Origin of the sequence: Leptolyngbya sp. AS-A5, assembly GCF_039962495.1 — a bacterium.
GTDB lineage: Bacteria > Cyanobacteriota > Cyanobacteriia > Leptolyngbyales > Leptolyngbyaceae > Leptolyngbya.
Genome location: NZ_JAMPLL010000001.1, coordinates 76,434 through 87,886, shown reverse-complemented (window position 1 = coordinate 87,886; position 11,453 = coordinate 76,434). Strand labels below are relative to the sequence as shown.

The window sequence follows — 11,453 nt, the reverse complement described above, 5'->3', positions numbered from 1 at the left end:
AGAGCCTTCCTTAAAATCTGGATGTCGAAAGATTAAGCCGTGATCATAAAGGCTTGCGATCGCATTAGGACTCCAAGGTTATTACTCTAAGTTTGATAAAAGGAATCGGGATATGTCTGAACCGAATGGCGTGATGATGCAGTACTTTCATTGGTACTTGCCGAGTGATGGAACATTCTGGAATGAACTAGCGGAAAAATCTAAAGAACTTGCAGAAGTTGGGATCACGTCGCTCTGGTTGCCTCCGGCTTATAAAGGAGTCGGAGGTGGGTATGAAGTCGGGTATGGGGTTTATGACCTCTACGACTTGGGCGAATTCGAGCAGCATGGCTCGGTACGGACAAAGTACGGCACCAAAGACGAATACCTAAACGCAATCAAAGCGGCTCAGGCAGCAGGCATTCGAGTCTATGCGGATATTGTTTTTAATCACCGCATGGGTGCCGATCAGCAAGAGGAAATTGAAGCAACCCCATTGAGTCCCGACAACCGCAGTGAAGCAATCGGCGAATACAAGCCCGTCAAAGCTTGGACGCATTTCACCTTCGCGGGTCGCGGCGGCAAATACTCCGAGATGGAATGGCACTGGTGGCACTTTGACGCGATCGACTACGACGAGTATGAGAAACAAAGACAAGCGGTGTATCTGCTGAAAGGCAAGGAATTTGATGACAATGTAGACCTAGAGAAAGGCAATTTTGACTATCTCATGGGCTGCGATATCGACATGAATCACCCGGAAGTGCGTGAAGAATTGAAGCGCTGGGGTGAGTGGTATCTCGACACAACCGGAGTCGATGGTTTTCGATTCGATGCTGCTAAGCACGTAAAAGCGCCGTTCTTTCAGGAATGGCTGGAACACATGCGGCAGTACGCTCAGCGCAACCTGTTCGCGGTGGGTGAATACTGGTCGTATGAAGTGGAAGCGCTGCACTACTTCATTGAAGCGACTCAGGGAACTGTTGCACTGTTTGATGCGCCGTTGCACTTTAACTTCCATTTGGCAAGCCAATCGGGCGATAGTTATGATATGCGCCAGATCTTTGATAACACCTTGGTACAGCAGCAGCCTGCTTTGGCAGTGACGATGGTCGAGAACCACGATTCTCAGCCGCTACAGGCGCTAGAGTCTCCCGTCGAACCTTGGTTTAAGCCGTTAGCTTATGCGCTGATTCTGCTGCGCTGCGAAGGCTATCCTTGTCTGTTTTACCCTGATTATTATGGAGCGCACTATCGCGATAATGGCAACGATGGCAACGAGCATGAAGTGTGGCTAGATTGTCATCGCTGGCTGATCGATAAGTTTCTGTATGCGCGGCGCGAGTACGCTTACGGCGATCAATACAACTACTTTGATCATTCTAATTTGGTCGGCTGGACGCGCTTAGGAAATGAAGCGCATCCGGGCGGAATGGCAGTGGTGATGAGCAATGGAGACGGCGGCAGTAAGTGGATGGAGGTGGGACAGCCCGATCGTACCTATATCGATATCACCGAACACGTTCAAGAACCTGTGACGACCAATGCAGAAGGCTGGGGTGAGTTCGGGTGTAACGGTGGATCGGTTTCGGTTTGGGTGCCGCAATCTTAGTTTTGCGTTTATCCCACAAACCCGTAGAGACGCGATCGATCGCGTCTCTACAGGTTTTCGCGTTTATTAACGATTGAATTACAATCGTCAACCCAATCTAAAAACTAAACTGGGTGCGAATGTTACCGACATAGACGGTTGGGTTGCTGTTGAAGTTGTTGGCATTGAAAATCGCGTAGAACGTTGGCACGATCGCAATGTTGTTGCTGAGCGGATAGAAGTACGAAGCCTCAAGCTGATACTGCGTTCCACCATCCCCAGCGCCAGAAGCGAAGAATTGACGACCCCGTGTAATATCCATCGGCATCAAGAATGCGACTGTCGCTTGTGCGCCCTTCTTGCCTAAATCTGGGAAGGCAGCACCGACTTGAAAGGATTGTGTCCGCACTAAACCATTTACCGGATTGAGTCGCGTATTGGCAAAACTATAGCGACCAAACAAACCAATTCCAGGAGTAACCAGCCAATCGAAGTTCACACCAAACATACTGGCGTAAGCATATTTCAGTCCGCCGCCCGTGACGCTGCCATCGGGTTGCAGCACCGAGAAACCTGGGCCTGCATCCAAATATCCATAAGGAATCGGTTCACCGATCGCGCCTCCGACTTGTCCACCGTATGCCTGAATCCGCGAGTAGTTATACTGCAAGCGCAGATTAAACGTATCGCTGGGTGAGAAGGTCAGTTCTGCTGAAGCCGTGTTAGTACCGCCGAACAGTCCAAACGCCGGATTGCTTGAGGTGTTGAAGCCGAATTGAGACGGTAGAAACTCGGTGTTCTCGCCTAAGTAGCCCAACGCCAAGCGGAACTGACGGCTGAGTTGTGCTTCTACGACCAGTCCAGAGCCACGATCGATGGTGTTGGTCTGAGTGCTGTTTGAGGTGTCGAAGCTCGCACCTGATGCAAAGACGTTGAGGAAGCGGTTGCCGTCGAAATGGCGATACCAGTTAATCCGAGGCCCAACCGTAACTTTGATCCCCTCGTTAACGGGGAAGGTGTAGAAAAAGTCCCGAATCACAATATCGCTGCGTCCGTTGACCGTTCCAGCGGTTTGGTCAAAGAACGGAACACCCGTCGCATTAAAGAATCCAGCCGAGGCGTACTGATTGTACGGAGAGATGCCATTGCCTGCTGCTAGCTGGGTCACCAGGCTATCTCTTCCGGTGAATGAGGTGTTGAGCGTGAGCCAAGTGAGGAAGCTGAGCGTTGGCTCTGGATCGGGCGCGATCGCCGAAATCGGTGCGCCACCTGCCGTTCTTGCTCCTGCAAATCGTGTATCTGCTGCTGAACCGGGAACCCCCTCAAATCGCACATCTCCGGTACTCCGCGCAATGGTCGGGTTAATCCATAGACCACCAGAGAGCTTCGTTGTGGTTGAGAATTGCTGTTTTTCTAGCGTTGTGGTGCGAGCTTCGAGCGCATCCACACGACCCCGAATCGTTGCTAATTCTGCGGCAAACTGCTCTTGCAGTTTTTGCAGAGTCGCAAGGTCTTCTTTTTTAACCAAATCCGCCGTAGAAGCGGCGATCAGTTCGTTGATGCGATTGAGGCAGGCATTCAAACCTGCGGCAAATTCATAGCGTGTGGTTGCCCGATTGCCTCGGAAGGTACGATCGGGATATCCAGCGATACAGCCATAACGCTCGACTAAAGACTGCAAGGCTTGAAATGCCCAATCTGTCGGTCGAACATCGGTGAATTGAGAAACCGAGGTCACTTGCTCCATTCCGGCTGCAGGTGCATCTGCTTCTAGTGCAGCAACGCTATTCACTGAGTCGAAGTTAGGCGTTACGTCTTTCGCGTCAGACTTGAGCTTGTGGGCTGCAACAGGTTCGACGGGAGTCGCCTGTGCCGGGGTTGCTTCTAAGACCGGAGCTTGCAGTTTTGCGGACGCTTGCGCCGACTGCACCCAAAACAAAACTGCTGGAGCTGCTAACCACAGCTTCCAGTTGCGAGCAGGATTCAACATTTTTTCTCACACCGTAGAAATAAGCCAATGCTGTATGGTAGCAGACATTCACTCGATCGTATGTAACTTATTAGACTGACGGTTGTAAGCAGTGATTTTACCAGTGCTGAGTTATTGCGATCGTCGAATGCGATCGATTTCTCGCTGCAATTCTTCGATCTGTCGCTTTAGCTGATCGGCTTCCTCGTTGTGCGGCTCAACGTTTACGACTCCTTCTGCTCCGACTCGTACATAGTTCCCCTGGCGGATGTTTTGGAATTCAGGAGAAGCTGCCCACTCCTGCAAATATCGAATGCGTTCGATCGTAAATGGATGCGATAGAAATACACCATTTGATACATCGTTATAGAGCGAGAATTTGTAGAGCTGATTTAATTGATCATCATCCAATGCTTGATAGCGATCGCTTTGCTTGATCAGTTCCTCCAAGCTCATTTCGTGAGCATATTTTAGTGAACCTCCGGCGAGTCGCATCATGCCGTTGAGGGTTGGATTGAGTTCATCCATTACTAAGAGTGAAGCGCGATCGGCGGAGAGTTCTGCTTTTCTCAACCATTCATAAAACGCCAACATTAAGCCCGTACTGATGAAGTTACTCAGACCAAAGGTGAGATCTGCTAAGCCTGCGATCGCAAAATTCATCCACATTGCCATCTGTGTCAGCGTCGTATGTCCACATTTAAGATGTCCGAGTTCATGAGCGATTACCGATCGTAGCTCGGTTTCAGAGAGCAAATCTAACAATGCGCTATTCAACACGACGCAAGGTTTTTCTTGTCCAAGTGCAAATGCATTGACTGATGGCGCTTGTGACACAAACAAGGCAGGTTCAGGTGTAATATCTAAGCTCTGCAAGCATTCGCGAAAGATTTGATAAACCGTTGAGAACTGTCGAACTCCCACCTGAACTGAGTTACCCATCAAGTAGATGTAGCGAGGACGTTCGTAGACAAACTCCACAAACTTTCGAGCCACCAGATCAAATCCGGGTACGCTCCGCAGTGCTTGTTCTGCTTGTCGATCGAGCGGATGACGAAAGGCTTCACTCGAAATTCCGGGATAGTTTGGCATTGCACCTCTTCTCATTGAATCAGGTTCATCAACGCTAACATATGCTTATGTTCTCCTGGATTGATCATGAACATCATTCAAATTCCAACAGAGACTTGGGTTGCTGCAAGCTGGCAGGAATATTTAGAAACGATCGAGCAACCAGCTTTTGAGAAGGCGAAAAGTTATTATCACGATCACAGGTTTAGGATTGAAATGCCCCCACTTGGACACGATCATGCGGCGGACAACACGATCGCAAACTTTGCAGTAACATTGTTTTGTACGTTGAAGGAAATTCCCGCGAAAGGACTCAATAACTGTACATTTCGCAAAGCAGGTGTTCGAGAAGCACAGCCAGATTTAGCGTACTACCTGAATGAAAACGCAGAAATTGTGCCCTGGGGAACAACAATCATCGATCTCGATCGCTTTCCTCCGCCAGATTTAGTCATCGAAATTGCCAACACTTCCTTATCGGATGATCAGGGTGAAAAGCGGCTCTTATACGAGGATTTGCAGGTAAAAGAGTATTGGATTTTTGATGTCAGAAACGTTCGCGTTCTGGCATTTGCAATCGAAAATCAAGGCAGTCGCCGCACCACAGAATCCACTGTCCTCTCGAACTTACCGATCGCACTGCTTCAAGAAGCACTCCAACGCAGTCGTCAGCAAAATCAAAGCCAGGTTGGTGCCTGGCTACTATCGGAATTTAATCGGTTGTAGTTTCCTGCTCCAGACTTTTTGCCACGGCTTTCGGATAAATCAAGAGAAAGAAAACCATCCAGGTTAGGACTGGAATTGCAACTAAAGCTGTTACCCAAATCGATCGCAACAGCAACCAACTGCCGCTAATCAATCCCACCCCAGTTAACAAGATTGACCAAGGCTGACACCACCAAGGCTTAGAGTCCCAAACGTTTATGGATTGCTTCATTGCTCTAAATTTGCAGCATTTCGGGGTATTCCATCAGCATCTCGTCGTAAGTGAGACTATCGCCTTCAACCTGCGGTGTCCATTGCAGTTCAAACCTGAGCAGATAATCCATGTTAAGGCTTGAAAGCTGAGTCAGAACTTCTGTGAGTGCTTCAGTAGTTCGGAGTTCAGAAAACAAAGGCTTATCGTCTGCGGTTCCGACCAATAACGTCACCACAATGTAAGAAGCAGGATCTTTATCTGGATCAAGCTCAAAGTCTTTTTGCACCAGTTTACCGCTCGCATTAGTCAGCGTTTCTGTAGTGTACTTGCTGCGTTCTACGATCGATTGTTGATTAAACAATTTCTCCGCTTCTTCGCGGGTCTTCACCGTCTGCGAACTTGCACGGACATGGCTCCAGTTTTCCGGCATTCTCAATAGCGCCAACACCGCTTCTTGTAATTCGGCGTGAAGTCCCTCGATCGTCTCCGTATCGGCTTGTTGAACAATCTCCGCTAACTGCGATTGAATCGCGCGACCTTCTGCAAGTAAGCCAACTTGAACCTCTGTCACCGTCACGACATCGTTTTCAAGCTCGCCGCCTCCCTGCTTGCCTGCCTTGAGAATAAACCAAACCCAAATGGCTAGCGCTGTTCCTCCGATGAGCATCAATCCCACAATCAGCCACAGAACAGCACTGCCGCTGGAGTGGCTACCACCGTAACCTCCGCCATAATACCCGCCACCATAGTACCCACCCGATCGAGGAGCCACAGATCCACCGGAATCAGAGCCACTACTGCGATTAGAACTTCCCGAAGAACGGTTACTAGAACTTCCCGAAGGACGGCTAAACGAGCCACCTCCACTCCGCCCACCACTGCGTGCTGCATAGGCAGCAGAATCAATCAACAGTTCAGAGCGCAACAGCAACGGGATTTGAACTGAGTTCAGAACGACAGAACTCGCGATCGTGGCACACAGCAGGCGGAATGGTTGGATAAACATTATTCGAGATTGACCTTTTTTTTGATTTGCTCAGATTCTTTCAGCCAATCAGCATATAAATCTGGACGGCGATTCCGAGTGCGTTCGATTTGTTGTTCGGTGCGCCAGCGATCGATGGCAGCATGATTGCCCGATCGCAGAACAGCAGGCACCTCTAATCCTCTAAACACAGGCGGACGAGTATATTGCGGATAATCGAGCAATCCGGCTTCAAAACTTTCATATTTGAGTGAATCTTCTTTACCGATCGCACCTGGTAATAGTCGAATTGTGCCATTTAGTAATGCCAACGCTGGAATTTCTCCACAAGTCAACACAAAATCTCCGAGCGACACCTCACGAGTGACTAAACTCATCACTCGCTCGTCTACTCCTTCATAATGTCCGCAAATGATGACAATTTGCTCCAAGTTTGTGGCAAATTCTTTCAGCATGGATTGCTGCATTGGCTCCCCTTGAGGTGTCACAAATATCACCTCGCGCCTCGGTAAAATTGGGAGGGATTCCACCGCCGCGAAAATTGGCTCCGGCTTAATTAGCATCCCCACTCCACCGCCATAAGGCTCATCGTCAACCCGCCGATGCTTATCGATCGCAAAATCACGCGGATTGATCAAATGAACTTCAGCAATATTTTTAGCCAACGCTTTCCCCAGCAACCCAGAACTGAGCGGCGACTCAAAGAAATCGGGAAATAACGTCACAATATCGAAGCGCATATTTTAAAGAGCGAAATTGCGTTACAAGGAATTGATAATTTGGCATGATTGAAAGTCATACGAAATTGGATCGCCAACCTTCAATCCCTCATGCCAATCCTACCCGTTTGATCCTAAACCGAATTCTCGCCACTCATTCATCGTTCATCCCTATATTCCTTATCCTTCATGCTAGAGTCAGTCTTGCAATCGATTAAACCGCAGATGCCTCAGTCCCTCAATACCGCCATTATGGTGATCGGCGGTGCAGAAGATAAACTCCACGGTCGAGATATTCTCCGTGACTTCTTTTGGCGCTCAGGAGGGAGTGATGCCCGCATCGCCATTATTCCGTCTGCCTCGCGTGAACCCCTCGTCATTGGCGATCGCTACCACACTATTTTCATCGGCATGGGGGCACAAGAAGCGAAGGTGCTGAATATTGACGATCGCGCTCAGGGTGATTTGCCGGAACTGCAAGAGTACGTGAGCGAATGTACTGGAGTGTTTCTAACCGGAGGCGACCAGCTTCGGCTTTGTGGATTGCTTGCCGATACCCCTGTGATGGACATTGTGCGATCGCGGGCGCAGGCGGGACAAATTACGCTTGCCGGAACCAGCGCGGGTGCCGCCGTCATGGGTGATCACATGATTGCGGGCGGCGGTAGTGGTGAATCTCCGAATCATTCTCTGGTCGATATGACGCTGGGATTGGGCATTATCCCAGAAGTTCTAGTTGATCAGCATTTTCATAATCGCAATCGCATGGCACGGCTGATGAGCGCGATCGTGGCGCATCCGACGCTGCTGGGCATTGGAATTGATGAAGACACCTGTGCCCTGTTTGAAGGCGATGGCATTCTTCAGGTACTTGGTAAAGGTGCCGTGACGATTATCGATCCTGGCGAAATGACCTACACCAATCAAGCGGACATTGGAAAAACCGACCCGCTCTGTATGGGAAATTTACGGCTGCACGTTTTGAGCGCGGGTTGTCGATTTGACTTGCGCCAGCGCACGATGCTGATCCGAAACTACCGCCAACAGTCATCTTGGGATCACGCAGCCGCAGATTGATTTAACCTTGATCGATCGACAATTCTGCTATCGTGCCCAGTAGAACAGTTACGTTGTGTTACGAAACTCCGCTCTCAGTTCCGACGATCGAGGAAGCCAGTTCTTTACAAACTACTGATTCAGCTTACGCCGGAAACTTGAAACTTGTGTTCACGGTTGATTTCCTTTTAATTTCAAGACTCTCATCTACTCCCAGCTTGTATCCCAGAATTGAAGCGATATGAAGATATTGAAAGTTCAGACGTTGCGTGGTCCTAACTACTGGAGCATTCGCCGCCACAAGGTCATTCTAATGCGTCTAGATTTGGAAGACCTCGCCGAAACGCCTTCTCATCTAATTCCCGGATTTTATGAAGGATTGGTCGAGCTGCTTCCGTCTTTGGTGGAACACTATTGCTCTCCGGGTTGCCGGGGTGGATTTCTGGCGCGGGTTCGAGAAGGCACCATGATGGGACACATCATCGAGCACGTTGCGCTTGAACTTCAAGAGTTGACAGGAATGCCTGTGGGATTTGGGCGGACTCGTGAAACCGCTGAACCTGGGGTGTATCAAGTTGCGATCGAATACATCCACGAACGTGCTGGGCGCTATGCCGCGAGAGCGGCGGTTCGGATTTGCCAAACGCTGGTCGAAACGGGTCGCTATCCCAAAGACGAGCTTGAACAAGATCTCCAGGATTTACGCAATGTTGCTGCCGAATGTGCATTAGGACCCAGCACGGAAACGCTGGTCAAAGAAGCCGAATCGCGCAATATTCCCTGGATGGAGCTAGGAGCGCGATCAATGATTCAACTCGGCTTCGGGGTACATCAGAAACGCATCCAAGCAACGCTGAGCAATCAGACGGGAATTTTAGGAGTCGAACTTGCGTCGGATAAAGAAGGCACGAAACAAATGCTGCGATCGGCGGGGGTGCCTGTCCCGCGTGGAACAGTCGTGAACTATCTCGATGAACTAGAAGATGCGATCAAGGATGTGGGTGGATATCCAATCGTGATTAAACCGTTGAATGGCAATCATGGGCGGGGAATTACGATTAACATCACCAACTGGGAGCAAGCAGAAGCGGCTTACGATGCGGCAAAAGAAGTGTCGAAATCGGTGATTGTAGAGCGCTTTTATCAGGGGTGCGATCATCGAGTGTTAGTCGTGAATGGAAAAGTGGTCGCGGTGGCTGAACGGGTTCCAGCGCACGTTGTTGGCAATGGTCGATCGACGATTCAAGAATTAATTGATGAAACCAATCGCGATCCGCGTCGAGGCACTGGACACGATAATGTGTTGACGAAGATTGAACTCGATCGCACCTCTTGGGAGTTGCTAGAGCAAAAAGGCTACACCCTGGAAACTGTTCTACCCGAAGGTGAGATCTGCTATCTCAGAGCAACAGCGAACTTGAGTACGGGCGGTGTGGCGATCGATCGTACCGATGACATTCACCCAGAAAATATCTGGTTAGCACAGCGCGTCGTCAAGATAATCGGCTTAGACATTGCCGGGATTGATGTCGTGACCGAGGATATCTCAAAGCCGCTGCGCGAAATGGATGGTGTGATTGTCGAAGTGAATGCGGCTCCTGGATTCCGGATGCACGTTTCACCGAGCGAAGGCATTCCCCGCAATGTTGCCGAACCTGTGATCGATATGTTGTTCCCTCAACATACGAACGGACGCGTCCCCATTATTGCGATCACCGGAACGAATGGAAAAACCACAACCACTCGGCTAATTGCTCACCTCTTCAAGCAAACTAATCAAGTGGTTGGTTACACAACGACAGACGGAACCTACATTGGCGACTACCTGGTTGAACCCGGAGATAATACGGGACCTCAAAGCGCCCAACTGATTTTGCAAGATCCAACAGTTGAAGTTGCAGTGCTCGAAAGTGCCAGGGGTGGAATTCTGCGATCGGGTTTAGCCTTCAATGCTTGTGATGTAGGTGTTGTGCTGAACGTTGCGGCGGATCACCTGGGACTGGGGGATATCAACTCGATCGAAGAAATGGCGCGGGTGAAAAGCGTTGTTGCAGAAGCAGCACTTCCTAAAGGCTATGTGGTTCTGAACGCTGATGATCCGCTCGTAGCTGCGATGGCGAGTCGAGTCACAGCTCAAATCGCTTATTTCTCGATGAATCCGCAGAATGAATTAATTCGATCGCACACTCAGCGCGGCGGACTCGCTGCCGTTTACGAGAATGGCTATCTGTCAATTCTCAAAGGCGATTGGACATTACGCATCGAGCAAGCGATTAATGTGCCCTTAACATTAGGTGGACGCGCACCGTTTATGATTGCGAATGCTCTCGCTGCAAGTTTGGCAGCGTTTGCTCAGGGTGTCCGTATCGAGGACATTCGCGCTGCACTGATGACCTTCCAAGCTTCCACCAAACAAACACCAGGACGAATGAATCTATTCAGCCTCGGAGAGTTCCATGTGCTGATCGATTACGCTCACAATCCGCATAGCTATCAAGCGTTGGGTGGATTTGTGCAGAACTGGAAAGAAGGAGAGCGCATCGGTGTTGTTGGCGCACCTGGCGATCGTCGCGACGAAGATTTTGTGCAACTCGGCAAACTCTCAGCCGACTTGTTCAACCGTATCATCATCAAAGAAGACGACGACAATCGTGGACGCGATCGCGGCAATACCGCAGCACTGATTGCTCAAGGTTTGAGGGAAACTAAACCCGATGCCCGCTTTGAAACGATTCTAGATGAAACCACTGCAATTCAAGCTGCATTAGATAGTGCGACTCCCGGTAGTTTAGTGGTGATTCTGCCGGAAAGTGTGACGAGAGCAATTAAGCTGATCGAAGCGCGAAATGCTGTACAGGTGATGACCCCTGTGAATCCTGCGAACGCCCAAGAGAATCACTTACGATCGCAGCTTGTTTCCCCGTCGCGAGAAGCGATTCCGACTCCATAAGCTGAAGTCTGATAGCAATGAACGCAGGAAAGACGCGATCGAGAGCTTCGCTCCACCGAAGATGTTCGCGTCTTTTTTTGAAATCAGATCATTAAATAAAAATGCTTTCTTCCCAGGGAAGATAAAGACAGGGATATACTACCCCTCTAGATAGAAAACCTCAATCGATTGATTGACTCTCCATAACTAAAAACTTGAAGCTTTAGGAGAAACT

9 protein-coding genes are annotated in these 11,453 nt (G+C 49.6%); 4 read left to right on the top strand and 5 right to left on the bottom strand.

Going from position 1 to position 11,453, the window contains the following annotated elements:
- Positions 1-112: 112 nt before the first annotated feature.
- Positions 113-1,591 (top strand): alpha-amylase, encoded by a 1,479-nt coding sequence (locus NC980_RS00450; RefSeq protein WP_190378530.1) that lies wholly within the window; start codon positions 113-115, stop codon positions 1,589-1,591.
- 97 nt (positions 1,592-1,688) lie between these two features.
- Here NC980_RS00450 and NC980_RS00445 read toward each other — a convergent pair whose 3' ends face one another.
- Together NC980_RS00445 and NC980_RS00440 are read right to left on the bottom strand one after the other, a co-directional pair.
- A complete protein-coding gene (locus tag NC980_RS00445; RefSeq protein WP_190378529.1) occupies positions 1,689-3,560 on the bottom strand; it encodes an iron uptake porin in 1,872 nt (623 codons plus the stop codon).
- Positions 3,561-3,671: 111 nt separating this feature from the next.
- A complete protein-coding gene (locus tag NC980_RS00440) occupies positions 3,672-4,631 on the bottom strand; it encodes a M48 family metallopeptidase (RefSeq protein WP_190378528.1) in 960 nt (319 codons plus the stop codon).
- A gap of 66 nt (positions 4,632-4,697) precedes the next feature.
- Between NC980_RS00440 and NC980_RS00435 the strand changes: the two genes are divergently transcribed.
- Entirely contained in the window at positions 4,698-5,336 is a 639-nt protein-coding gene (locus NC980_RS00435) for a Uma2 family endonuclease (protein ID WP_190378527.1), read from the top strand.
- Here NC980_RS00435 and NC980_RS00430 read toward each other — a convergent pair.
- From NC980_RS00430 to trmD, 3 genes are read right to left on the bottom strand one after another with little or no spacing between them, the layout of a single operon-like run.
- On the bottom strand, positions 5,323-5,547 hold the full coding sequence (locus NC980_RS00430; protein ID WP_190378526.1) for a DUF6737 family protein: 225 nt from the start codon (positions 5,545-5,547) through the stop codon (positions 5,323-5,325). The two genes, NC980_RS00435 and NC980_RS00430, sit on opposite strands and share 14 nt — an antisense overlap.
- Before the next feature lie 4 nt (positions 5,548-5,551).
- Positions 5,552-6,535: a DUF1517 domain-containing protein gene (locus tag NC980_RS00425; RefSeq protein WP_190378525.1), complete on the bottom strand. Its 984-nt coding sequence runs from the start codon at positions 6,533-6,535 to the stop codon at positions 5,552-5,554.
- Positions 6,535-7,254 (bottom strand): tRNA (guanosine(37)-N1)-methyltransferase TrmD, encoded by a 720-nt coding sequence (trmD, locus tag NC980_RS00420; RefSeq protein WP_190378524.1) that lies wholly within the window; start codon positions 7,252-7,254, stop codon positions 6,535-6,537. Before trmD ends, NC980_RS00425 begins: the two co-directional genes overlap by 1 nt.
- A 204-nt stretch (positions 7,255-7,458) precedes the next feature.
- On the opposite strand from trmD, the gene NC980_RS00415 reads away from it, so the two are divergent.
- Together NC980_RS00415 and cphA are read left to right on the top strand one after the other, a co-directional pair.
- Positions 7,459-8,310 carry a cyanophycinase gene (locus tag NC980_RS00415; protein WP_190378880.1) on the top strand — a complete coding sequence of 284 codons (852 nt, stop codon included), beginning with the start codon at positions 7,459-7,461 and terminating at the stop codon, positions 8,308-8,310.
- A 220-nt stretch (positions 8,311-8,530) separates the two neighbouring features.
- Positions 8,531-11,239, top strand: a complete 2,709-nt coding sequence (cphA, locus tag NC980_RS00410; protein ID WP_190378523.1) for a cyanophycin synthetase — start codon at positions 8,531-8,533, stop codon at positions 11,237-11,239.
- Positions 11,240-11,453: the final 214 nt, after the last annotated feature.

Bases quoted from the DNA above. Each gene is read 5' to 3' on its own strand.
- NC980_RS00445 (WP_190378529.1), bottom strand. From the start codon at position 3,560: ATGTTGAATCCTGCTCGCAACTGGAAGCTGTGGTTAGCAGCTCCAGCA.
- NC980_RS00440 (WP_190378528.1), bottom strand. From the start codon at position 4,631: ATGCCAAACTATCCCGGAATTTCGAGTGAAGCCTTTCGTCATCCGCTC.
- trmD (WP_190378524.1), bottom strand. From the start codon at position 7,254: ATGCGCTTCGATATTGTGACGTTATTTCCCGATTTCTTTGAGTCGCCG.
- NC980_RS00450 (WP_190378530.1), top strand. From the start codon at position 113: ATGTCTGAACCGAATGGCGTGATGATGCAGTACTTTCATTGGTACTTG.
- NC980_RS00435 (WP_190378527.1), top strand. From the start codon at position 4,698: ATGAACATCATTCAAATTCCAACAGAGACTTGGGTTGCTGCAAGCTGG.
- NC980_RS00430 (WP_190378526.1), bottom strand. From the start codon at position 5,547: ATGAAGCAATCCATAAACGTTTGGGACTCTAAGCCTTGGTGGTGTCAG.
- NC980_RS00415 (WP_190378880.1), top strand. From the start codon at position 7,459: ATGCCTCAGTCCCTCAATACCGCCATTATGGTGATCGGCGGTGCAGAA.
- NC980_RS00425 (WP_190378525.1), bottom strand. From the start codon at position 6,535: ATGTTTATCCAACCATTCCGCCTGCTGTGTGCCACGATCGCGAGTTCT.
- cphA (WP_190378523.1), top strand. From the start codon at position 8,531: ATGAAGATATTGAAAGTTCAGACGTTGCGTGGTCCTAACTACTGGAGC.